The organism is Salinisphaera sp. SPP-AMP-43, assembly GCF_049568105.1.
Taxonomy (GTDB): Bacteria; Pseudomonadota; Gammaproteobacteria; order Nevskiales; family Salinisphaeraceae; genus Salinisphaera.
The window spans coordinates 740855-763542 of the sequence record NZ_CP145335.1 but is presented as its reverse complement, the minus strand read 5'-3'; the positions used below and the strand labels follow the sequence as shown (position 1 = coordinate 763542).

Below are 22688 nucleotides of genomic sequence, written 5' to 3'. Positions count from 1 at the left end.
CTCGTCGGAGGCATCCATAGGCTTTGAGCGATTGCCAGTCATTGCACATGCCGAGCGCGCAGTGGCTGGCTTGGCTGTACCATCACCTAGCCCAGTAGCATGCGCCCAGTGCCTATCTTCAGGCTCGCATGAAACCGCAACAGCGCCTACGATCGGGGTATCTCGCGTTTTTGACTATACGAACAGGATCGAACCATGAATAAGGAAAAGATCATCTGGCTGGCGCTCGGTACCGGCGCTGCCATCGGCGCCGGTATCGCGGCTCGCCAAGGCGCTGCCGAAGCCTGGCGTCGCACCCTGCGCGAAGAGCCGCCGACCCATGCCGCAGAGCGCGAGACGTCGTGGCCCCGGCTGCTCGCCTGGGCTGCTATTAGCGGGTTCAGTGTCGCCTTTGCCCGGGTGCTCAGCCGCGGTGTTGCCGTCGGCACCTGGCAACGTCTGCTCGGCCGAACCCCTCCGGAATAATCGCGGCTTCATCGCCGGCCGGGGCGGGCCGTTCGCCCCGATCGGCTGCCGGTTTCGCCATTGGCCGGTCGCGGCCATGTTCAAGCTGGCGCTTCATATAAGGTGCCGACATCAGAGTGTCGGCACGCCTACAGCAACGTATAGTTCACCCAGCCCAGCAAGCGGCGCGTCTGTCTCGGAAGCCGCTTACGCCCCAGACAACGCCTGCGTTCCCACCGGCCGCTACTCAACAGCTGCGAGGAGCAACGACCATCCGAGGCCGCGACACCGGTCAGCTGGCCCAGAGCGCATGCGCGCGCTTTGCAACCCACTAGCGGGACAAAACCCGACGCGGCAGGTAGGCTTACCCGGTTTGGCTTTCCAGGGTTGCCCCAATGTCCGCTCTGCTCGATCCGAATCATGCTTTCGAGGCCCTGCTGTTCGATATGGATGGCACGGTCCTGACCTCAATCGCGGCCGCCGAGCGGGTCTGGGCGCGGTGGGCCGAAGCACATGGCCTGGATGTCGCCGCTTTTCTGCCGACCATTCATGGTAAGCGCGCCATCGACACGATTCGCGACTCGGGCGTGCCCAACATCGACCCCGAGGCCGAAGCCGCGGCCGTGCTCGAAGCCGAAATCGCGGATGTCGAAGGTATTGAGCCGATCACCGGGGCCCCTGGTTTTCTGGCGGCATTACCAAGTACGCGCTGGGCAATCGTGACCTCGGCACCGCGACGACTGGCCGAGCGCCGGATCGAAGCGGCCGGGCTGCCACTGCCGGCGACGCTGGTCGCCGGGGATGATGTCAGCCGCGGCAAGCCGGCCCCCGATGCGTTCCAACTGGGCGCCGAACGCCTGGGCGTAAGCCCGGCCGACTGCCTGATCTTCGAAGACGCCATGGTCGGCGTTCAGGCTGCCGAAACGGTCGGCGCTTCGGTGGTGGTGGTTTCGGCCCTGCACTCGGCGGCTACCGATACCGCGCACCCGAGTATCCCCGACTACCGTGGCCTGACCAGCCGCTCACTGGACGACGGTCGGCTGCGCATCAGCCTGCCTTAACTAGGCCCCGGGCTCTCGCCGGCCTGGCCGAATCGCTGATGTGCACGTCCAAGCCAGCGGCCAGCCCGATCGATTTCGGCCGTATCGACGTTCGCATAGCCCAGTACCAGCCCCGGTCTGGAGGCCGTGCCGGCGTAATAGTCGGATAGCGGAGATAAAGCGATGTTCTGCTCGGCCGCCGAGACCACCAACTCGCGCTCGAGGGCATGGCTGGCCAACGGCATGACCATGTGCAGACCGGCCGAGCCACCCACCAAGCCATGTTCGCCGCTCGGCATCACCGAGGCCAGCACCTCGCGCAGCCGCTGCTGGCGCTGTATATAGAGTCGCCGCATGCGCGCGACATGCTTGGCGTAGCCGCCGTTGTTCATGAACTCGGCCAAGGCCGCTTGGATGGCATAGTCGCCCTCCCGAAACTGGCGTACATTGGCTTGACGCATCGGTTCGACCAAAGCCGGCGGAAGCACGATGTACCCGAGGCGCAACCCCGGATACATGGTCTTGCTGAAGGTGCCGACGTACAGAACCGGGGGGCGTTCGGTCAGCCCTTGAAGCGCTGACAACGGCGATGAGACATAGCGGAATTCGCTATCGTAGTCGTCCTCGACGATCCAGGCCCCATAGCGGGCGGCATACTCGATCAACTCTTGGCGGCGAGTCATGGACATCGTGCGGCCCATCGGATATTGATTCGATGGCGTCAGATGAATCAACCGCGGTGAGTTCGTCGCAGCGGTTGCGGCCGACGGGTCGAGACCGGCGCCATCGATCGGTACTGCGGCGACCGTGAGACCGGCCGCCGTAAAAGCTGCCTTGGCGCCGGCATAGCCCGGCTCTTCCACCCAAGCGATATCCCCGGCATCGGCCAGCATCCTCGCGATCAGATCAAAGGCATGCTGGGCGCCATGTGTAACCAGAATCTGGCCAGCTTCACAGCGCACATTTCTCACCAGGCGGGCATAGTCGGCGATCGCGGCTTTAAGCGCAGGATGCCCACCGGTCGCGCCATACGCCAACCATGGTCCACGCTGGCGATGCCGATGGCGACGTAACAATCGTTGCCAGGCCGGCCAAGGAAAAGCATCGAGGGCCGGTAATCCAGGCACGAAAGCCCCTGTGCTCGAGCGCGCTGTTTTCGAAAACCCCAACAGCGATCGCCCCCGCTGCGATATCCCGGTCGGCCGCGATGCAACCGGCAGATCGACGAACGCTGGAGCCGTGAAACCGATCTCGGCAACATACAACCCGGCCCCAGGCCTCGCGTCGACGAAGCCCTCGGCTACCAAATGATCAAGCGCGGCCAACGCCGTGTTGCGTCCGATCGCAAGCTCTTGGGCCAACACTCGGGACGACGGTAGACGTGCGCCCGCGACCAACTCACCGGCCTGAATCCGGGCGCGCAGCGCCTCATAAAGACAGCGTTTGCGCGTGCATCGATCGGGGCGGACGTGCAGCGCCAAACGCAGCATATCCACGATCCACGACTGGCGATCCGGCGTTACTGGTTCCATTGACCTAGCCATGATCGGATCTTATCGGAGAACCAGTCGGCCGACATACTCCGTCCACCCTTCCTTCATGCAGATCTGAGATGTCTCCGACGCCTATCGACGACCGGCCGATCGGGCCGGCGCTGCCGGACTGGCAGCCGCCGCCCAAACCCGAGCCCAGGCCCATGCTCGGACGCACCTGCCGCCTCGAGCCACTTTCGGCTGCCCATCACGCCGCGGCTTTATTCGAGCAGATTCATAACGACGATGCCCCGGAAAGCTGGACCTACCTGGCCTATGGACCGTTTGTCAGCGCGGCCGAATATCGCGACTGGATCGCCCGAGCCGAAGCCAGCATGGACCCGCTTTTCTTTGCCATCGTCGACTCCGAGAGTGGCGACCCGATCGGCGTCGCCAGCTATCTGCGCATCGACCCCGGGAACGGCGTCATCGAAATCGGCCATCTGTATTTCACCCGTCGTCTGCAACGCACCCCCGCCGCTACCGAGGCCATCGCGATGATGATGCGCTGCGTCTTCGAACTCGGCTATCGACGCTGCGAATGGAAATGCGATGCCCTGAATGCCGCTTCGCGGCGCGCGGCCAAGCGGCTCGGCTTCCAGTTCGAAGGTATTTTCCGGCAGGCCGTCGTTTATAACGGCCGTAGCCGCGATACGGCCTGGTTTTCGGTGATCGACAGCGAGTGGCCCCCGCTCGATCGCGCACTTCACACTTGGCTTACAGTCGACAATTTCGATGATCTTGGTCGACAGCGCCAGCCTCTGTCCGACTTTATGCCCAGCTAGGGCGTGTCGTCACAAGAGACGCCCTAGGGCATTTGCACTACGGCGCTCAAGCCAGCCGAGGCGATCGAATCAGCTGCCAGGCGCACGAACCCGCAACGACCCCGCCTCGGACGCGACGCGTCGGTAGATTCCCTAATTGATTCGCCAGGTTCGGCTTGGTCGAATCGGGACGCTTATTTCGACCGAGACAACACTCAATGGCGTACGATCCGGCAAAAATCGAAGACTATCTCGAAGGCGCGAGCTTTCCCGCCACCGGCGGCGAACTGGCCGGCGTAGCCGCTGGCAATGGCGCCCCGGAAGACCTGCTGACCCAGCTGCGCTCTTTCGAAGGCCAGCATTTCGAGGATCCGACTGGGGTTGCCAAGGCGCTAACGCAGGGCAGCAGCTGATTCTGGAGAACGACCGGCCGGGCCATGCTCGAGCCGGTCGTCGCCTATAGGCTGGAGCGCCCCGGCACGAGCCCTGCTAGCGTGCCACGCGACAAACGGATACTCGTTGAGCGGATCATCGGCATGCGCTGTTGATCTAGGCGCATATGCCGCACGAAACCGATTTCAGACCGGCCACCTCGACTCGATGCCCAAGGCGTGCCAGGGTCTTTCCTTGATGCCCAAAAGGCGTGTTGCGGTGTCGCGCGAGTCCGCGCCGAGCGATTTTCTATAAAACGATGATAGATAGGCGACGCGAGCCAGTACACGTCGCATAGGCACACAACGCTTGTATGCGCCCAGGCAGGATGGCCATACAACCGCGTTGAACGCTTTAATATCGGGTACCGCCCTGCAGCTGCTGCCGGTCTCGGGCGTGGATCGCTACAACGCCGTCACTTCTACCTTGCCCAACCCGGCAGCCGCTCGCGCGAACGATCGATACGCCCTAGAGCATGAGTTGATCAGGCCGAACTTCCAATTCGGCCAGTCGGGCGGTCAACAGGTCGGGGAAACGGGCATACCAGGTCGCGTTCAGCGGCGAAGGGTGCGGTAACGGATACAGCGTAAAACGCCTCTGGGCGCCGTCGGGGGCAGACAGCGACACCTCGATCGAGGATTCGAACCGGTCCTCTCGTCGCCAAAAGTCTTCGATGCGCTGCCGCTCTTGTTTGGACTGATTGATACCAAACCACAGAAACGCCTCTCGGCCGAGCGTGATCAACGACCGGCCCTGCCACTGCTCGATCAGCAGTGAATTCATTAACGGATGGAAGCGCCGCTTGACCTTCATCGACCAAGCCTTGTTGCCGACCGGCTTGTAGGGAACGGTATTCACCCAGAAAAACGACTGCCCCAGTTCGAGCGAGGCATCGAAATCCGGCATTTCCTGGCCATATAGGTGGCGGTAAACGGTTTTGCGAACGAGTTGGCCACCTGCGCCGATGAAGGGCTCGCCGTGCTTGACCTCATCCCGACCCGGGTCGCGCCCAAAAAAACCGATGCGTGCCTGCGGCTTGCCCAGCCCGATGATAGGTTCTAGCGGGTCGCGCCCGAACCGCTCATAGGTCTCGATATCGATACCTTCGATATCGGCGGCGAGCTCACGAAAGGTTTCACGCTGCTGGTCGTCGAGCGGCATGCTGATTTTCCTCGATCGGGTGATCCCGGGCAGAACAGTCGCTGCTGGCACCACCGATGCCGCGCCAGCGGCGCGGCACTATATCAGCCCCACCCTAGGCCTGCCGCAATCAATCGTCGCCGTTGCCCTTGGAGTTATCGTCATGCGGATCCGCCGGGCCATGACTCTGCTCGTTCTTTTCCGACTGGCTGCCCCGGTGCGGGCGCTGTGCCTGCTCATCGTGTTGTGGCTCGTGCCGCTCCGAATTCTTCGGGGTATTGGAGTTGGAATCGCTCGCCATATGGCCTCCGATGTAGGTCGCAAGACAGCCCGGGCTTACCGGGTACATTCATGCAGAGTGAACACACCTGCTCGGCTCGCCAACCCGGGCAGTCCCGGATATACCGCGCCGGCTCTCCTAGGGCCATGATCGGTCGATACGGATACGCCTCGGGCCAAAACCACGCATCGCTCCGACTGCCGGCACGGAATACGCGTCAGGGCCCGGTAGGACGCGGCATCGCATCATGGCCTTCATTCGAGGCTCATACAGCGCATGCCCTACCCGACGGCTTCAGACCACCGACGCTTAACGGTACCATCGGCCCAATGAGCGCCTTGATGCTACGGCCGGCGCTTTAACAGGCCGCGCGCTCGGGGAGCATAGGGCTGACCCGATGAACATGGTGCTCGGCCAGATCGAATAGATCCCGCTCGACATTCCGGACTCGGGCGCGAATATCGGCCACCCGGCCGTAGCACGGCTGGCGCCGACCGTGGAAATCCACCACGCCGCCGATCCGCTGGAAGGCGATACCAAAGCGAGACAGCAGCCGCAGCAACGATGGCTCCATGATCGCCAACCAATGCGTGATGTCGTGGCGCGCACTCAGGCGCATCAATGCCACGAACAGCCCGAAGGTAACGAGCGGGTAGCATCGGCCGTTGAAGTAGCCGCCAGCACGCGATAACGCTTGCTCGCCGCCCGGCTGGGGCAGATCTTGCTGTGAGATCTTGGATATCGCCAAACGCGAAATCTCGGCCGTGGTTGCCCGCGGCAGGATCCGATCGTTCAGGCCATGCTCGCGAAGCAGGCTCGGGAAGGCTTCCTCGAGCGGGAAACGCTGACCGAAAATATTGTGGCGACTACGCACCAACCGCACTGTGCCCATGGTTCGATGGCTGTCGCGATGCTGCACGATCCCATGCAATGCGTTCGCATCGAACTCGTCGCGCTCACGGCAGCGCGTGAAGCCCTCGCTGCTTTTCATGCCTCGTTCGAGGCAATAGACCTGATACCGCATCTTGAAGGATTCCTCTTGAATCTCGCGGTCGACGTTGGTCTTGATTTCGAAATGGCGGTTAAAAAACTTGGAAAAATCATTCATCTGGCTAATCCGCTAGTACGTTGTCAAACGTGCCGCGGTTACCGCCCTATGCGCTACTGCCTGAATCCCCCGAACAACAATGGACGCGTGAACCTACGCGGCCTTTTCGATTTAAACGAGCGGCGAGGTCCAAACCTCGGACGCGCTACCGCTAAAAAAACAAATCAATTGGTGATACGACGCATTCCACTCGGACATGCCGCCTTGGTACTCAATCCACAACTCAAGGTCGGTCATTCAAGCGTCGACATCCCTGCTGCATGAACTCAAACCACTACTGCCACCGACGAAAACACCGTTATACGGTCTGTGCTGTCGCGGCTGCTGGGTCAGCCCATTCACCCCATGTCGACATTTCTTACACTGCAAAAATAAACACCCATTATCGGATCTACATTACGCCTCGTTGACCCTAGAGACAGCCAAGACGTCCATGAGTTCCTTCCAGGTCCGTTTTAATACGGAATCGACTAGCTTTACAACTGCATTATGTACAAAGGCCTTAGGCACCAGCCAGGGCCGCTCACCATCAGAGCTGTTTTGATCGCAATAAAACTCAACGCCTTCACATATTTGGCGTCGCGCATCGCGTTCCTAAAGCGCTTTTACTTGATACGAATAGCAATCAATACAGCCCTTAAACGTCGATATTTATTACACACAAAAACAGCCAATCCGACAGAACCCCAAAATCGTCGGATAAAATTACACACCTGTCGGATTGTCTGACAAATACAGCGTTACAAGGATCGTTTGGGAAGCCATAACCCGCCGTTATTTAATTTAAAAACAAATGCTTACGAATACACCTCATACAGCTGGCAAGAATTGGAATGCTTCTTGAGAGGTAGATCATGGGGACCTTGGATTTGATAACAGCCAGCGCTCATTGAGCGAGGACCAGACGATGAAGATCAAAACCGTTTCCTCATTTATTGCCGGAACCAGCCTGTTGGCCGCCTCTGCGAGCCCCGCGTTCGCGGTCGTTGTCGACGGCATCGATATTCCGACCTCCCCCGGCCAGCACGTGTTTGCTGGCACGATCTCGCAAAACATCACCACGACCGTAGGTGAGCAGCTGACCGGCAGCGGCGATATCAACACTTTCGACGGCAGCACGAGCTATTGCGCTGCCGGAGTCAGTTGCTCGCTGAGCTATACGTTCAGTGGCTTCACGCTCGCGGACATCACCCTGCCTTCGGAAGCCGCCGACAACACGGGTACCGCCAACTTCACGGGCGGTCAGGTCACTTTCTATGCCAACGGAGATACCGCCAACCCATGGCTGACTCTGACGGCCGATACGGAGTTCGGCTCCGAGTACACCCTGGAAGGCACGTTGACGAACGCCAACACGCCGCAGGCCCAGAACACGGCCGTCGGTCTGTTGAGTGTCACCGGCGGTACGGCTGCCGAGTATTTCGATAACGACACCTACCAGAACGGTGACGGCGGCATGAGCGATCTGCTGTTTAACACCAGCCTCTCGCCGCAGACCGACATGATCTTCACCGGCTCGGCTGACGCCCACTATGTGTCCGGACCGTCGGAAGTACCCGAGCCGGGCGCACTGGCCATGCTTGGTCTGGGCCTGACCCTGGTCGGCTTCGGGGCGTCCTATCGTCGCCGCAAGCAGAACAGCTAAGCCCGTCTTAGCAACTCCGAAAAAGCGCCACCTTTAACGGTGGCGCTTTTTTTTGGGCGGCTCGGCCAACTGCGACGGCCGTATCCCAACGATCCTTGGCCATTGCTGGTCGGCTACAGGCTTCGACGCGGCTTCTAATGAGCGGTCATATCGTCGTTCCGTTGCAGTGCGTACCGATTGTCCGGCTGTTTGGACTGTCTTCCAACGTTGTCCAACATCGCCATTCCCGCCGTGTTTGGCGATCGCCTGTTCAAGTAATGCCTCCACCAGCGTGACGTTGTGCCTATGAGGTGCCGTTCGGCCGCTACATAACGCGCCGCCCATCGATCGCGCTAACGAGAGCAGCTATAACCTGGCTCGAATCACGCCCTTCGAACCAACACCGATCGCAACAACTCGAACTGTCACCGAGCTCCAGCCCATCCAAATCGACATTCAGAGCCAATCTTTTGATTGCCGGAATCGAACGGTTGTGCTGCATTCATACGCCCATGCGCCACATGAGTTACCCATAAAAAAAGACGCCCATATCAATGGACGTCTCACGAGCGCCGAAGCCGATGCTCGGCCGCTAGATCTCGAGCAAGCCACAGACATCATCCGGCAGCGCTTCGCCGAGCTTGTCGATCATGCCCGGATCCAGTGCCTGCTCAAGCACGGCGAATACGGCGCGCGATACCCGATCGGCTTCTGTTTCATCCATATTGGCGGCCAAGTGGGCTACGGCCTGGATCCAATCGCTGGCCTTGCGATATTTTTGGGGCACTTCGGCCGGTACATAGTTTTCGTAATACATACCGCGCACGAACAGCGGCAGCTGATCGCCCAGGTTGGCGCCCAGATCGAGCGGCAACCGATCTCGCAAGGCGATTAATACCGCACGCAGGCCCTGATAGGCATACTGCTTGTCGTCCGTGCCCATGCTCTGCATGAGCGCTGCCAACCAGCGATTGGTTTCCTGAACCGATTTGTCGATCGTAGCCAAGCCTAGCTCAGGCATTATCCTTCTCCGTCATAGCCTATAAAGCGCCACACCGTGGCCCGGCTGCTGCGGCTGATCAATGCGCATTACTCCGGATTCGAACGACCGGTTCACATCTTGCCGGTGGACATCCACCTCGTTCACGATGCCAGTGGCAGGCTACGTCTGTGCGCGGTGGCATCAAAAGCTTCGATAATCCGTTGCCGGGCCTGCGGGCTGACTTCGCCGTTTTCCAGAAAAGTATCGTTATTGGCGATCGCGCCATACGCCATGGCTTCGGCGACCGCTTCGCGGGTCAGACTGTGTTGTTCGATCAACTCATAGCCCACGCCCAGGTCGCGATTCTTGGCTTGGGGCGAATACACCGCTAGACCGCAGTCGATGGCCTGACCGCTGCCGGGAAGACGCGCCAGTTCGAATACGAGCAGCCCGGCCGTACACGATTCGGCCGTGGCAAGTTTGATCTCCTGATCGAGCAGAAAGCCCACCATGGTATCCAGTCAAGCCATAAGCGTTCGACGTCGTACATCGTTGGGAACGTATGCGTTCCATGCCAGGCGCAGCCTCGATTGGCCCACTATAAGGGGCTCTGCGCGGTCGAGCGCTGGCTTTGCTGGATAAACAGGCGCTATTTCTCTATGGCCTCCCTGAAGGCGCAGCTGGCACATCGACCCATGAAGCCCCAGCGCGCACTATGGACAGCCAGCCCTGGGGCAAGCCACCGCGTTCTCGTTTCAAGCGGTCTGCCGTGCGCCCCATACGAACCCGCTCGATACACACCACAACCCACGGATTCAGCCATGTCCGCAATCCTGTACGGCCATCGTCTGTCACAGCCCTGTCGCGCAGTGGAAATTCTGTTGCGCGAAATCGGCATGCCCTATCACTGGCAAGAGATCGATTTCGCCCATGGCCAGACACACGAGACCTGGTTCGCCGAACGCATCAACCCGTTCGAAACCATCCCGGCACTGGCTATGTCCGCCGAGACCGAACAGGCAACAGACAGCCCAGTTCTCGGCGAAAGCCATGCGATCCTGCGCTATATCTGTCGTACGGCAGAAGACATCGAAACCGCCCATCGCTGGTATCCCGGCGACACCGACCGTGGCCGCAGCGGCCAGATCGACCAGTGGCTGGCCTGGCATCACGGCCACATTCGCCGCTATGACATGTTCCACGACATCATGAATCTCCACCTCACCCTGCCGATGCTCAAACGCGAGATCCGACAGACCGCGCTTCGGCCATTGCAGCAAGGCTTAAACACCAGCCTGGCCGTTCTCGAACGACACTTCGAACGCCAGCCGGACAACACGACCCATGCGCCGACTCTGGCGAGTGGCCCGCACCCGACACTGGCCGATCTGAGCCTGAGCTGTGAGCTGTACCAGATCGTCGCGGTCGGCTATCGCTTCGACCGCTATCCCCGGGTGAGCCGTTGGCTCGATGCCATGGCTCAACGTCCGCATTTTCAGGATGTTTCCGAACAGCTGCTCGAACAGGGCACAACGATTCGCCAGCAGAACAGCGAGTATCTGGATCTAGCCAACGCTTTCGGCTAGCGCCTATTGCCGCCTGCTATTGAGATTGCCGCAGCCGATGGCAGCGTCATGGGTAACAGTTCAGTCCAGCCGGCTTTAATGGCCGGCACCCGGGAGACCCTCATGGCCAGTGCTGCCGAACTACGTGCCATTCGCGAACGCCGACAAGACGAATACACGGTGCGCACCCGCTTCGTCGATACCACAGGCGAACCACGCTACGTCAATCATTTGATTGGCGAAGACTCGCCCTATCTGCTTCAGCACGCGCACAACCCGGTCGCTTGGTATCCCTGGGGTCGCACAGCCTTCGATAAAGCCAAGGCCGAGCATAAGCCGGTCTTTCTGTCGATCGGCTACAGCACCTGCCATTGGTGCCACGTCATGGAAGAAGAAAGTTTCGATGACGAAGATGTGGCTGATTTTCTCAATCGGCACTTTATCTCGATCAAGGTCGATCGCGAACAACGCCCCGATCTCGATGAATACTATATGGCCGGGGTCCAGATCGTGACCGGGCGCGGCGGCTGGCCGATGTCTAGCCTGCTGCTGCCTGACGGGCGGCCGTTCTTCGGCGGCACCTATTTTCCGAAAGCCCAGTTTCTGGGACTGCTCGACCAGGCACGCCAGGCCTGGCAGAACCAGCCCGGGCGGCTGCATACCGATGCCGAACAGCTCGATCAGGGCATCCACCGCCAGCTGGCGCCCGCCGCCGAGGCCGATCTGCCGGACGACCTGATCGATCGTGTCCTCCAGGCGCTGATCGACAACGAGGACAGCACCCACGGCGGCTTCGGTACAGCGCCCAAGTTTCCGCAGGAGCCCAACCTCTGCCTGCTCATCGACTGTATCGCTCGTGATCCACGCCCGCTTGCCGAGCAGCCCGCCTGGGCGACCCTGAGTCGGGCACTGGATGCCATGCTCGCCGGTGGCTTCTACGACCAGATCGGCGGCGGCTTTCATCGTTATGCCACCGATGCCGGCTGGCAGGTGCCGCATTTTGAGAAGATGCTCTACAACCAGGCCCAGCTCGCCGACGTCTACCTCGCGGCCTGGCGAGTCTCCAACGAACCCGCCTATCGCTGCACCGCCGAAGCCACTCTAGACTATGTGTTGCGTGAAATGCAGGCGCCGGACGGCGGCTTCTATTCTGCAACCGACGCCGACAGCGAAGGCGAGGAAGGTCGCTACTTCTTCTGGCGCCACAACGAACTGGCCGACGCGCTGGATACCGACGAACTGGCCTTCTGCGAAACCGTGTTCGGCGCGACCCGCGGCGGCAATTTCGAAGGGGCCAACATCCTGCATCGGCCCCAGCCACTGACCGAGGCCGCACGCAAACTCGGCCTTTCGGCTGCCGATTTCGAAGCCCGCCGGGCCACGATCCAACACCGGCTCTATCAGATTCGCGAGCAACGCCCGAAGCCACTGCGCGACGACAAATACATTACCGAGTGGAATGGCATGCTCGTGGCAGCTCTGGCCCGAGCGGGCCGGATACTAGAACGCACTGATTACCGCGAGGCAGCGGCCCGCGCAGCCGACTACATCTGGCGCGTCCATCACGACAAAACAGCCGGCCGGCTATGGCGTACCAGCCTGTATGGCCAGGCCTCGGTCGCTGCCCAGCTCGAAGACTATGCCCATCTGCTCGACGGGCTAATCGCGCTCTACGATGCCACCGAAGACAGTGCATGGCTGGATCGTGCCCGTACCCTGCTGGCCGAAGCTCGGGCCTACCACTGGGATAGCCAGACCGGCGGCTTTTTCGGACCGCCTCAGACCGACGAGCCCCAGCCACTGCGCAGTAAAAGCCTCATGGACAACGCCACGATCAGCGGCAATTCGCTGATGCCCTCGGTACTGCTCGCACTCCACGAACGTACCGGCGACGCCGATATCCTCGCGCTGGCCGACGCCCAGATCACGTCCTTTTCCGGCCATATCGCACGCCTGCCGCTGGCCGGGCCGGCCTTCCTGCAAGGGCTGATGCATCGTCGCAGCGGCCCGGCCGGCCCGCTGCAATACTTCGGCGACGGCGCCATTCGGGCCGAGGTCGGCTACCGGGCCCAGCCGGCCGGCTCGGGCCAGGTCGTAGTGGCGCTGTCGATTCGCGACGGCTGGCATATTCAGCCGATCGGCGAGGCCAGCGATGCCACACGCTTGCACATCATCGGTGCAGAACCGGCCTTAGCCGAGGTGGTCGATGTGCCGAGCGATCGGCCGCTGTCCGGCCGGATCGAGCTGGCTCTTGCCTACCCTTGGCCGGCCCTCGCGCCGCTGATCGTCGAGCTGATCCTGCAACCCTGTACCGATCGCGAATGCCTGCCGCCCGAGACCCGGCGCTTTTCCCTGCATGCACCTGCGCAGACGCCCGCCTGAGCGCCGGCCCGGTCTGCGCGTTTCGTAAAGCGAGCCGGCTTCGCGAGCGCGACAGCCAAACTGCCCTGGCCCGACCGCCCCTGCTATGTCACCTTTCGGCTCAGACTTTTGTAGGAGAAAGCCTCTATGGCAACCCGCCGACAGATCCTCAGCGGAGCGATCGCTACGGCCGCCGCCGCGGTGACCCCGAGCGCTCTGGCCAAGACCCAGAATCAGACAGCGGGCAGCGCGCCCGACCACTCAGACCACGGCCTGCCAGCCGAGCTGCCCGACCACCCGCCATTGGCCTCGAAGCTGTTTCCGCCCGAACATAAATACGGCGTCGGTGGCACCCAGCTCGGCAATATGTTCATGGTCACACCGGACGACGAAGCCGAAGCCATGCTGGCAGCCAGCTGGGCCAGCGGCGTGCGCTACTTCGATACCGCGCCGTTCTATGGTTTCGGCCTGTCGGAACGTCGGCTCGGCCATTTCCTGGACGACAAGAATCCGCAGGACTATGTGTTGTCGACCAAAACCGGCCGCCTGCTCAAGCCCGATGCCTCGGGAACCGACCAAGGCATCTGGAAAGGCAATCTGAATTTCAGCTACCACTTCGATTTCACGGCTGCCGGCACCCGCCGCTCGGTTGAGGACAGTCTGCAACGCCTGGGCCTGCCCAAGATCGACCTGGTCACGATCCACGATCTGACCCCGGGCATGCTGGGCAAGGATTGGAAAAAACATCTCGAGATCGCCCGCGAGGGCGCAATGCCCGAACTCACCCGGATGCGCGAAGAAGGCATCATCGGCGGTTGGGGCATGGGCGTGAACAACATCGAGACCTGCTTGGCCGCACTCGAGACAGCCGATCCAGATGTCATGCTGCAGGCCACGAAATACAATCTAATGGAACACAGTGATGCCCTGAATCGGTTGTTTCCGAAATGCCGGGCCAACGATGTCTCGGTGATCGTCGGCGCACCGCTCGGCGCCGGATTCTTGGCCGGGGTCGATCGCTGGCTGTATAGCAATGGCATACCCGAGGGCTATATCGAAAAACGCCAGCGCATGAGCGATCTGGCGATCCAGCACGGCACCGATCTGCGTACGGCCGCCCTGCAGTTCACAACAGCTCCCGACGTTGCAGCCGCCACCATCCCCGGCGCCCGCAATGCCCTGCAGGCACGCCAGAACCAACAATCGATGACGGCCGCCGTGCCAGCCGAATTCTGGCAGGCCCTCAAAGACGACCACCTGATCGATTCGAACGCACCAACGCCCGCTTAAACGGGTACGTTTTCGCCCGCCGCCGGACCTTGCCAATCGCCAGGCCCGGCGGCTTTCGATACGCCTCTGGGTGCCGGCCCCATGCCCGCCCTTTTCAGACCGGCCGGGCCCAGCTTAAAGCCTACCGGGGCAAGCCCTAAGTCGCCGGCTATCCTGGCACGGGAGTAACGAGCGGCGCTTTCGCCTGTTCCAGCTGTCTTTATAGCCATGCCAGGCCGACTCAGATCCGACCCAAGCCCGGCTGGGCCGGGTCTTCGACCCGCGCGAGTGCTCAGACTTTCCCAACCATACTGCCCCTGTGGCCACGCCGCTCGTTTGCACCCACACCGTGGTTATTCCTCGCCTTGGCGCTCTGCCCGCGACTGGCTACGGGTTCTCGGGAGCGTTGGACCAGCTGCAGGCCGTGTACGCCGCCCTTCGCGATCAGGCAGCCTAAAACGAAAAGCTCAGATGATAAATAAAAAAAATATCGCCATTGGTATATTTGTCATTTTAAAGCCCAACATAAAAAAATTTCTGCCCTAAAGATGTACGGATCACGAACGACTTGCTGTTTTCGATACGATGCTCATCCCGAGAAGCATCGTGCTCGTCGACTGTCGATTGCCTTGGATGGCGGTCATCGAGCCCCGGATCGACAGGGGCGGCGGCTATGCCCGCCCTTTGTTGACGAACAGCGCCATCGGAGCATCACGATCTCGATCGGCATGCGCTGTATTCTGCAAACGGATCATCGTCGTTTTCAGGACGAATGAAACATGTGGCCATGACATAGGGCGCGGCCTGGATCGGCACACGAACTCGCCAGGCTTCGATACCAGCGCGATACCGGCTAGCCCCTTGGGCAGCACACTCACCTTGGCTGGGCTCGGACGGGCCGCTAGCTTCGCCGCTTGCTGCGGATGATCGCTCGGCTTGCAGGTCGGCCCGATCGCGCGCGAAGCAGGCCGGGCGACCCATTGTCCAGGCTCTGTTCGTATCCCCCGCTGCGGCCAGCAATCGAATCACAGCCCCTGACGCCACGCATTCGAATACTACTTCGGCGCTAGCAGCACACCATAGATGTCTTTCGATCTGTTTTATTTTAATTTTTTCTTTTACATCGAGACCGAACCGGTCCATGGTGTCTTTAAATACGCGATATGTAGCCCGAAAAAAGGCTGCTGGCTCACTTAAATTAAGTAAAAATACGGATACTCTATGAGTGATCTCGCCCAGAAGGGCTCACCCAGCAAAGGCATCGAATGGCTTGCGCGGCTCGGTTATACAGCCAAGGGCCTGGTTTATGTAATCGTTGGCGTTCTTTCGGCACTTTCGGCTTTCCATGCCGGTGGCCATACAACGAACACTAAGGGTGCGGTCAATACGCTCAACCAGCAGCCCTACGGCCAGGTTCTGCTGATCATGGTCGCCATTGGGTTGGTCGGCTATGTCGTCTGGCGATTCACGCAGGCGATCAAGGACCCGGAACACCGTGGCCGCGGTTTCGGCGGCATTCTCAAGCGCATCGGCCTGTTCGTGAGCGGCCTGATTTATGGCTCGCTCGCGATCTACACCATCAGCCTGCTCATGGGCAGCGGCGGTGGCGGGGGTGGCCACTCGAAAGACAGCATGACGGCTCGGCTGATGTCGCATCAGGGCGGTGTCTGGGTCGTTGCGGCAATCGGTGGCATTATCATCATCGTCGCCATCATGCAGTTCATGCGGGCCTATAAATGTAAGTTCGAAAAACAGTGGGCAGTCGCACAGATGGGGCGTACCCAGCATATCTGGGCCCGCCGGATCGCCCGCTGGGGGCTGAGCGCCCGTGGGGTCGTATTTCTGATCATGGGCGGCTTTCTGGTGCTGGCTGCGGTGCAGACCGATCCGCAGAAAGCCACTGGCCTTGGCGGTGCCTTGAATACGCTGGCCCAGCAGAGCTATGGACAGATACTACTGGCCGTGGTCGCCCTCGGTCTGGTCTGCTACGGCTTCTATTGCTGGGTCAACGCCGTGTATCGGCGCATCAACCCGTAATCCATCGACCCCGCCGGCCGGGTGACGCTCGCCCGACCGGCCTGGATGGCCGTCTTGCAAACCCGCTCGAGACGGCGCTTTCTGCACCCTGGCTCGACGCCGGTCGGCGTCGCCCCAGGGCTGGGCAGCGCGTGTTCCAACCTCATCACGCAGGGCTTCCCCCTAACCCGCTGCTGGCTTGTACATATTCCGCCGCCATGGCGGGCATGGTGAACTGAGCGGCTATTACGCCCGTCGCCGATGCGACGCGCCGCCCCATGCCGATTCCAAGCAGACATCCCAGCTTTTGTTGCGAGCCTGCCGGATCCAGCCGTTGATACCTTCATCACATGAACATCGCTCTGGTCTGTGCCCCGATTTACCCCGTGCCACCACCGCTGACCGGCGGCACCGAGCGCGTCGTCATGACCCTGGTTCGCGAACTGCGGGCACGCGGGCACCACGTCACTCTGTTCGCCCCGGAGGACTCGACGCTGGAAGTGGACGAACATATTCACGCCGGACCGTCGCTGTATCACATCAACCAACAACGCGAGCTGGTCCCACCGGGCGTGCCCGGCGCCCTTGAGGCGATCACCCTGGATCAGGTCGCGGCCCGGGCCGACGCTTTCGATGTGATCCATGCCCATGTCGATTTCGCCCATGCGCCGGCGCTGCGGCGCTGCCGGCACAAACTGCTCACCACCCTTCACTGGCGGGTCGACGAGCTCGACCGAGGGCTGTTCTGGCGGTATTTCGACGATCTGCATTGCAACGCGATCTCCCATGACCAGGCCGAACGCTTCCCCGGCCGCAGCTGTCTGGGGGTGGTCCACCATGGCCTTGAGACCGATGAACTGATCCTGGACCACCAGCCCCGTGACGGCGTCGCGTTTTTGGGCCGTATGACCGATCAAAAAGGACCGGACCGGGCAATCGACATCGCGCGCGAAGCCGGGCTGACCATTCGTCTGGCCGGCGATATCGACCCCGGCAATCCCGGCTACTTCGACCAGCATGTGGCTCCGCGACTGGGCCCGGATGCGCGCCATATCGGGGCCGTGGATACGCCCGGCAAGCAGCATCTACTGGGCACGGCCCAGGCACTGTTGATGCCGATCGATTGGCCCGAACCTTTCGGCCTGGTCATGATCGAGGCATTGGCCTGTGGTACGCCGGTACTGGCCGCACGCCGGGGCGCTGCAGCCGAAATCGTCAGCCACGGCGTGAACGGCTATCTATACGACGATCCGAACGAAGCGCCGGCCCTGCTGGCCCGCTGTACCGAACTCGATCCGCGACGCGTTCGGAGGAGCTTCGAAGCGCGTTTTACCGCCGACCGTATGGTCGATGGCTATGAAGCCTTGTATGCGCAGATTGCCCATCGCTAACGTAGCCACCGAATAAGCCGCCCTTGATCGTATTGTGCCCGATCAGCCCCGCGGCCCCTCGGCTCTTGCACATTGGCTCGCGATCGGCATGATGCCCTGTCTTCATCGCCGCAGGTTCGAGCATTGTCTTCGGGCCGACCAGTCGCTTATCACCTGAAAAACCCATGCCGCACATTCAGCACGCCTCCGACGGTTCCCAAAACTCGAACGGCTCATCGAACAACCGCACCACAGCGCCGCTCACGGTCGGCCTGATCCCGGCCCCAGACATGCCCGAACAGGTGGTCGACAAAATTCGCGACGATCTGCCGGCCCTGTTGCACCACTACGTCGACGATCGCCGCGAATGGTCGATCGATACCATCACCGATTCGATGATCGGCGCCGAGGACGATACCGAGCAGATCATCGACAAGGCCGAGACGATCAAAAACGAACGTCACTGGCACTATGTGATCTGTATTACCGACCTGCCCATGCTGCGCAATCATCAGATCACGGTCGCCGAAGCCAGCGGCCAGCGCGGTGCCGCAGTGCTCTCACTGCCTGCTCTGGGCACGGTGCCGATGCGCCGCCGGGTTCGCGAGGCCATCCTGCAGCTGGCCAACGAAATGCACCACGGCAGCTCGGACCAGGCCCGCGAGCGCCAACAGAGCCGTGTCGAGCAGAACCGGGCCGATTACCGCCAGTACGGCATGCAGAACACCGATGCCCGGAAACTGGTCGACCGTCGCCTGATGGGCTATATCTCGCCGATCGAACGCGTGACTCCCGAGCAGGGCTCGGTGGATGTGCGTTTCATCGCGGTGCGACGCCTGCAGGCCTATGGCCAGCTACTGTCCGGCATGGTGATGGCCAATCGACCGTGGACCATACTGCCCGCCTTCAAACGGGTGGTGGCGATGGCGTTCGCGACCGGCGTCTACGGCCTGATATTTCCCACGCTCTGGCGCATCAGCGATGCCTACGACCCCCTGCGCTTCATCACCTTAATGCTGTGCTCGATCGTGGCGATGATGGCCTGGATTACGCTCGATCACGACCTGTGGGAACCGCGTGGTAATGATCTCGAACTGACCTGGCTGTACAACATCACTACCCTCGCCACCCTGTTCATTGGCGTGATTTGTTATTACACGACGCTATTTGTCATGTTCTATCTGGCGGTGGCGGTGTTCGTGCCCGACGATCTGCTGAACTCGACCCTCGGTCATCCTGCGACACTTGGCAGTTATCCGGCTCTGGCCTGGCTGGTCACTTCGGTGGCCACGATCGCCGGCGCCCTCGGATCGAGCCTTGAAAGTGACGAGACGGTTCGCCATGCGACCTACGGCTATCGCCAGAAGAAACGGCACGAAAAGATCTGCGAAGCCAATTCGAAGCAGTCGGAAACCAGCTAGGGTGGCCAGTCGGGCCGGCTCAGTTCAGCGCCGTTCGCCAGCCCGGAGCCGATCCCACCAGGCCAGCCCTTGTTCGGTACCGGCCTGCGGTAAGTATTCGCAGCCGATCCAGCCGTCGTAGCCAGCGGCTTCGAACTGTCGAAACAGCCAGGGATAATTCAGTTCGCCGGTATCGGGCTCATGCCGATCCGGCACCCCGGCGATCTGGATATGGCCGATACGCGCCTGGTGGGCCCGAAACGTAGTCCACACGTCACCGCCCATGATCTGGGCATGGTAGAAATCCATCTGTACGGCAACATTGGGCTCGGCGAGGCTCGCCACGAGAGCGTGGGCCTGGCTTTGTTGGGTCAGGAAATAGCCCGGCATATCGCGGGTATTCAACGGCTCGACCAACAGGGTCAGACCATAGGCTGCAAAGCGGTGCGCGGCATAGCGCAGATTCTCGAGCAGCGTATCCTGGATCGCGCCACATTCTGCGCCCGGCGCCACGTTACCGGCCATCACATGCACCCGTGGACACCCCAGACACTCGGCATAGACCAGCGCCTGTTCGATACCGGCACGAAACTCTGGCTCGCGGCCCGGCAGCCCCGCCAAACCCCGCTCACCGGCAGCCCAGTCGCCAGGCGGTGCATTGAACAACACTTGGTGTAGAGCGTTGTGCTGTAGGGTCCGCGCCAGCTCGTTAGCTTCCCAGGCGTACGGAAACAGACACTCCACACCCGCGAAACCGGCCCGGCGCGCAGCCGCGAACCGATCCATGAAGCCGAGTTCACGAAACAGCAGACTCAGATTGGCAGCGAAATTCAGCATGCTCGCTCGCAGCTTCGAAACACAGATGCCTACTGCGGCCCTACTGGGCTGAGATATTGCTGGCCGTGCGCATAGCCTCCCCTGTCAGCCAGCGCGGCGCATCAGGCCTTGCCCCAAAGACCCAAAGGATAGCCCGCCCAAACCAGGGCGGCGAGCGATACCGGACCGACCGGGCCGGCGTCGCTCGCGCTTGCAAACGCGGCTAACGCGCCGCGGCCTGTTCGAAGATCGCGTCCCAGAACCGGCAATTATGCTCGTCGACGAGCTGTTGTTCACCCCGGGTATCCAGCGCTGGCGTCGTCAGCCTCAGGTAACGGTTATGGCGGCCGAACTCTGGCCAGAAATCGGCCGTGCCACCCGCGGAATTGGGGTTACCGTTACGGGCAAAGGACGTCCAGTAGTCGATCATCTGCTGTGACAAATCCTTCTGGTCATCAGTGAACTTCGGCTCGTCGTACAGACTGGCCTCGGAGGTGAAATCCAGGAAATAGGCGATTTCCGACGTATGGGTCGGCCCATAGTCGAACGACGGCACCGGCGGCACAAAGATCTGCGGCGCTTCGGGATCGGCGAACTCATAGGCATAGGTCGGCACATGCGCAGACAACAAGTTGATCTCGCGTCGCGCCGGGCAAGCAAACGCCGCGGCAGTGCCGGCCGCGGACAACGCCAAATCTGGATTGTCGTAGGCCGCGAGCGGATAGCGGGCCGCGATAGTCTGGGCCAGCGACGGCGGGATCGAGAAACTGTCGGCGATGGCCTGCTCATAACCGGAAGCCGTCACCGGCCCATCGGCGGTCAGATCATGAGCGAGCGCCGTGAACAGCCGCCATTCCGTGGCGTTCGTGCCTTCGATGACCGGCACCTTATTGAAATCGCCCTGGGCGAGCGACTGATAGATATTTTTGGGCAGCACCGTCGTACCGCTGTTGGGCACGACCGACAGCGGCCCGGCGCCCTGATTTTCCAGGATGGTCGAAACCGACAAATCGCGCAGGCAAGCAACACCTTCGCCAGCACAACCGACCTGCTGGGCAAAGGCATCGCCCCTGGCTTCGGCCTGGGACAGGCTCGGCTGTACGCTCGGTAGCGCCGCCGAATACGAGCCGCTTTCGACGATCGCCTTGTCAAACAAATCGCGCGCATCGGGCGAGACTATATGCGACAACACGCTCAGGCCGCCGGCCGAGACGCCGAAGATCGTGACGTTGTCCGGATCGCCGCCAAAATTGGCGATATTGCGTTGGACCCATTCGAGCGCGGCCTGCTGATCCATCAGCCCGTAATCGCCTGAGGCATCATCGGTAGAGGCCTCGGACAACGCCGAGGTGCTCAGAAAACCGAGCAGGCCCAAACGGTAGTTGAGGGTGACTACGATCACGCCCTTGTCCACGAGTGGCGACGGATCGTAGTCGCTGCCCTCGCCGGCGATGAAGGCACCGCCGTGCAACCAAACCATCACCGGGCGCGCATCGTCGCGCTCGGCGCGGCCGTGGCCGGCTTCCGGCGTAAACACATTGAGATAGAGACAGTCTTCGTCGGTGCTGGCGTTACCGAAAGGGGTCGCGGTTTGGGGGCAGTTATTGGCGAACTGATCCGCTTTGCGCACCCCATGCCAGCTATCGGCCGGCTGCGGCGGCTTCCAGCGTCGCTCGCCCACCGGCGGCGCGGCATAAGGTATACCGAGAAACTCCCGCATCTGTTCGCGCCGTACGCCTTTAACCCGCCCGTTGGCGGTCGAGACCACGACCGAGTGCAGGCCACTCTGGCCATGGGCTGCATGCCCGGGTTGGGCCCAGGCACCGATTGAAACCGTCAAAGCGCCCACGGCGCCCAGCGCCATGGCCGTATTTTTCAGGCCGTGCATCAGATATTTCATTGTTCGCTGTCATCCCTGAGTTTTTGACAACATAGTTTCAGGGTTGGATAAGGCCTGGCCTGGATATACACGGCATACGGTCGCCACCGGTAACGATGAATACCCTTTCAGACCGTAAATACGAGCGTCGAGGAATCCGCTCGCGACTCTCTCCCCCAAAGGCGTCTTGCTTAACTTAGCATGGCGCGCCTACCGATACACGATCGGCAAACCTCGAACGCTGCTTTTGTATTGGGTATTTGCCGTACCGTGCACGCACGCTGTCCCCAAGCTGCCGGCAGCAATCGCAGCACCGCGCCCGGTTGCTGTTCGATACGCATCTGCGGCTGCTTTCCAACCCAGCGCGCCATAGCAGACATAACGAAGTCGAACCGCACTCAGCGGTCGCAGGCGGCAGGACCATGCCAAGCTCGAACCAGGCCCCGGCAATAGACCCAATACGGCGCATCGGCCCTGAAGGCAACAACGGCGCCAATACAGCATGCGAGCCGACCGTTTTATCGTCGATGGCCTGGCCAGCGGCCAAGCACGAGGCGCAGGCCGGCACGACTCATCCGCAGGCCCTGGCGCCCTGGCTCTCTAACCTCCGAGTGCCCTCTCAGGTTCGACACGCATCGACGCCTCCGGCCGCAGGGCCTACAGTCG

At 61.3% G+C, this 22688-nt stretch carries 19 protein-coding genes; 11 read left to right on the top strand and 8 right to left on the bottom strand.

Going from position 1 to position 22688, the window contains the following annotated elements; translation table 11 throughout:
- Window positions 1-195 precede the first annotated feature (195 nt).
- Window positions 196-465, top strand: coding sequence for a DUF4235 domain-containing protein (locus V5738_RS03240; RefSeq protein ID WP_423822970.1), 270 nt, complete (start codon window positions 196-198; stop codon window positions 463-465).
- A gap of 374 nt (window positions 466-839) precedes the next feature.
- Window positions 840-1505 carry an HAD-IA family hydrolase gene (locus V5738_RS03235; protein WP_423822969.1) on the top strand — a complete coding sequence of 222 codons (666 nt, stop codon included), beginning with the start codon at window positions 840-842 and terminating at the stop codon, window positions 1503-1505.
- On the opposite strand, the gene V5738_RS03230 is transcribed toward V5738_RS03235, so the two are convergent.
- Complete coding sequence (locus V5738_RS03230) at window positions 1502-3016, bottom strand: PLP-dependent aminotransferase family protein (protein ID WP_423822968.1); 1515 nt, start codon at window positions 3014-3016, stop codon at window positions 1502-1504. The two genes, V5738_RS03235 and V5738_RS03230, sit on opposite strands and share 4 nt — an antisense overlap.
- A gap of 80 nt (window positions 3017-3096) precedes the next feature.
- Between V5738_RS03230 and V5738_RS03225 the strand changes: the two genes are divergently transcribed.
- Together V5738_RS03225 and V5738_RS03220 are read left to right on the top strand one after the other, a co-directional pair.
- A complete protein-coding gene (locus V5738_RS03225) occupies window positions 3097-3801 on the top strand; it encodes a GNAT family N-acetyltransferase (protein WP_423822967.1) in 705 nt (234 codons plus the stop codon).
- Window positions 3802-3998: 197 nt separating this feature from the next.
- Complete coding sequence (locus V5738_RS03220; RefSeq protein ID WP_423822966.1) at window positions 3999-4193, top strand: DUF2795 domain-containing protein; 195 nt, start codon at window positions 3999-4001, stop codon at window positions 4191-4193.
- Between the two features lie 487 nt (window positions 4194-4680).
- Here V5738_RS03220 and V5738_RS03215 read toward each other — a convergent pair whose 3' ends face one another.
- From V5738_RS03215 to V5738_RS03205, 3 genes are all read right to left on the bottom strand, one after another.
- Entirely contained in the window at window positions 4681-5373 is a 693-nt protein-coding gene (locus tag V5738_RS03215; RefSeq protein WP_423822965.1) for a uracil-DNA glycosylase family protein, read from the bottom strand.
- Between the two features lie 109 nt (window positions 5374-5482).
- Window positions 5483-5653: a hypothetical protein gene (locus V5738_RS03210; protein WP_423822964.1), complete on the bottom strand. Its 171-nt coding sequence runs from the start codon at window positions 5651-5653 to the stop codon at window positions 5483-5485.
- A gap of 337 nt (window positions 5654-5990) precedes the next feature.
- Complete coding sequence (locus V5738_RS03205) at window positions 5991-6740, bottom strand: PEP-CTERM/exosortase system-associated acyltransferase (protein ID WP_423822963.1); 750 nt, start codon at window positions 6738-6740, stop codon at window positions 5991-5993.
- Between the two features lie 907 nt (window positions 6741-7647).
- Between V5738_RS03205 and V5738_RS03200 the strand changes: the two genes are divergently transcribed.
- Window positions 7648-8385, top strand: coding sequence for a PEP-CTERM sorting domain-containing protein (locus V5738_RS03200; RefSeq protein WP_423822962.1), 738 nt, complete (start codon window positions 7648-7650; stop codon window positions 8383-8385).
- A 571-nt stretch (window positions 8386-8956) separates the two neighbouring features.
- On the opposite strand, the gene V5738_RS03195 is transcribed toward V5738_RS03200, so the two are convergent.
- Together V5738_RS03195 and V5738_RS03190 are read right to left on the bottom strand one after the other, a co-directional pair.
- Window positions 8957-9385: a DUF2267 domain-containing protein gene (locus tag V5738_RS03195; protein ID WP_423822961.1), complete on the bottom strand. Its 429-nt coding sequence runs from the start codon at window positions 9383-9385 to the stop codon at window positions 8957-8959.
- A gap of 122 nt (window positions 9386-9507) precedes the next feature.
- Window positions 9508-9858 (bottom strand): CinA family protein, encoded by a 351-nt coding sequence (locus tag V5738_RS03190; protein ID WP_423822960.1) that lies wholly within the window; start codon window positions 9856-9858, stop codon window positions 9508-9510.
- A 309-nt stretch (window positions 9859-10167) separates the two neighbouring features.
- Between V5738_RS03190 and V5738_RS03185 the strand changes: the two genes are divergently transcribed.
- The 6 genes from V5738_RS03185 (at window position 10168) to V5738_RS03160 (ending at window position 19348) form a co-directional block, all read left to right on the top strand.
- On the top strand, window positions 10168-10932 hold the full coding sequence (locus tag V5738_RS03185) for a glutathione S-transferase family protein (RefSeq protein ID WP_423822959.1): 765 nt from the start codon (window positions 10168-10170) through the stop codon (window positions 10930-10932).
- A gap of 48 nt (window positions 10933-10980) precedes the next feature.
- The gene (locus V5738_RS03180; RefSeq protein ID WP_423822958.1) at window positions 10981-13293 is read left to right on the top strand and encodes a thioredoxin domain-containing protein; all 2313 of its coding nucleotides are present in this window, start codon (window positions 10981-10983) and stop codon (window positions 13291-13293) included.
- 126 nt (window positions 13294-13419) lie between these two features.
- A complete protein-coding gene (locus V5738_RS03175; protein ID WP_423822957.1) occupies window positions 13420-14562 on the top strand; it encodes an aldo/keto reductase in 1143 nt (380 codons plus the stop codon).
- A 1200-nt stretch (window positions 14563-15762) separates the two neighbouring features.
- Complete coding sequence (locus tag V5738_RS03170; protein ID WP_423822956.1) at window positions 15763-16578, top strand: DUF1206 domain-containing protein; 816 nt, start codon at window positions 15763-15765, stop codon at window positions 16576-16578.
- A gap of 329 nt (window positions 16579-16907) precedes the next feature.
- Window positions 16908-17948, top strand: a complete 1041-nt coding sequence (locus tag V5738_RS03165; RefSeq protein ID WP_423822955.1) for a glycosyltransferase family 4 protein — start codon at window positions 16908-16910, stop codon at window positions 17946-17948.
- 164 nt (window positions 17949-18112) lie between these two features.
- A complete protein-coding gene (locus V5738_RS03160; RefSeq protein ID WP_423822954.1) occupies window positions 18113-19348 on the top strand; it encodes a hypothetical protein in 1236 nt (411 codons plus the stop codon).
- 24 nt (window positions 19349-19372) lie between these two features.
- Here the strand turns inward: V5738_RS03160 and otnI are convergent, their stop codons facing one another.
- Window positions 19373-20164, bottom strand: a complete 792-nt coding sequence (gene otnI / locus V5738_RS03155) for a 2-oxo-tetronate isomerase (RefSeq protein WP_423822953.1) — start codon at window positions 20162-20164, stop codon at window positions 19373-19375.
- A 202-nt stretch (window positions 20165-20366) separates the two neighbouring features.
- Window positions 20367-22043: a carboxylesterase/lipase family protein gene (locus V5738_RS03150; protein ID WP_423822952.1), complete on the bottom strand. Its 1677-nt coding sequence runs from the start codon at window positions 22041-22043 to the stop codon at window positions 20367-20369.
- Between the last annotated feature and the right edge of the window lie 645 nt (window positions 22044-22688).

Coding starts and splice junctions, on each gene's coding strand:
- V5738_RS03230 (WP_423822968.1), bottom strand. CDS start 3,016: ATGGAACCAGTAACGCCGGATCGCCAGTCGTGGATCGTGGATATGCTG.
- V5738_RS03160 (WP_423822954.1), top strand. CDS start 18,113: ATGCCGCACATTCAGCACGCCTCCGACGGTTCCCAAAACTCGAACGGC.
- V5738_RS03225 (WP_423822967.1), top strand. CDS start 3,097: ATGTCTCCGACGCCTATCGACGACCGGCCGATCGGGCCGGCGCTGCCG.
- V5738_RS03220 (WP_423822966.1), top strand. CDS start 3,999: ATGGCGTACGATCCGGCAAAAATCGAAGACTATCTCGAAGGCGCGAGC.
- V5738_RS03165 (WP_423822955.1), top strand. CDS start 16,908: ATGAACATCGCTCTGGTCTGTGCCCCGATTTACCCCGTGCCACCACCG.
- V5738_RS03180 (WP_423822958.1), top strand. CDS start 10,981: ATGGGTAACAGTTCAGTCCAGCCGGCTTTAATGGCCGGCACCCGGGAG.
- V5738_RS03235 (WP_423822969.1), top strand. CDS start 840: ATGTCCGCTCTGCTCGATCCGAATCATGCTTTCGAGGCCCTGCTGTTC.
- V5738_RS03200 (WP_423822962.1), top strand. CDS start 7,648: ATGAAGATCAAAACCGTTTCCTCATTTATTGCCGGAACCAGCCTGTTG.
- V5738_RS03150 (WP_423822952.1), bottom strand. CDS start 22,043: ATGAAATATCTGATGCACGGCCTGAAAAATACGGCCATGGCGCTGGGC.
- V5738_RS03175 (WP_423822957.1), top strand. CDS start 13,420: ATGGCAACCCGCCGACAGATCCTCAGCGGAGCGATCGCTACGGCCGCC.
- V5738_RS03195 (WP_423822961.1), bottom strand. CDS start 9,385: ATGCCTGAGCTAGGCTTGGCTACGATCGACAAATCGGTTCAGGAAACC.
- V5738_RS03210 (WP_423822964.1), bottom strand. CDS start 5,653: ATGGCGAGCGATTCCAACTCCAATACCCCGAAGAATTCGGAGCGGCAC.
- V5738_RS03240 (WP_423822970.1), top strand. CDS start 196: ATGAATAAGGAAAAGATCATCTGGCTGGCGCTCGGTACCGGCGCTGCC.
- V5738_RS03170 (WP_423822956.1), top strand. CDS start 15,763: ATGAGTGATCTCGCCCAGAAGGGCTCACCCAGCAAAGGCATCGAATGG.
- otnI (WP_423822953.1), bottom strand. CDS start 20,164: ATGCTGAATTTCGCTGCCAATCTGAGTCTGCTGTTTCGTGAACTCGGC.
- V5738_RS03205 (WP_423822963.1), bottom strand. CDS start 6,740: ATGAATGATTTTTCCAAGTTTTTTAACCGCCATTTCGAAATCAAGACC.
- V5738_RS03190 (WP_423822960.1), bottom strand. CDS start 9,858: ATGGTGGGCTTTCTGCTCGATCAGGAGATCAAACTTGCCACGGCCGAA.
- V5738_RS03185 (WP_423822959.1), top strand. CDS start 10,168: ATGTCCGCAATCCTGTACGGCCATCGTCTGTCACAGCCCTGTCGCGCA.
- V5738_RS03215 (WP_423822965.1), bottom strand. CDS start 5,373: ATGCCGCTCGACGACCAGCAGCGTGAAACCTTTCGTGAGCTCGCCGCC.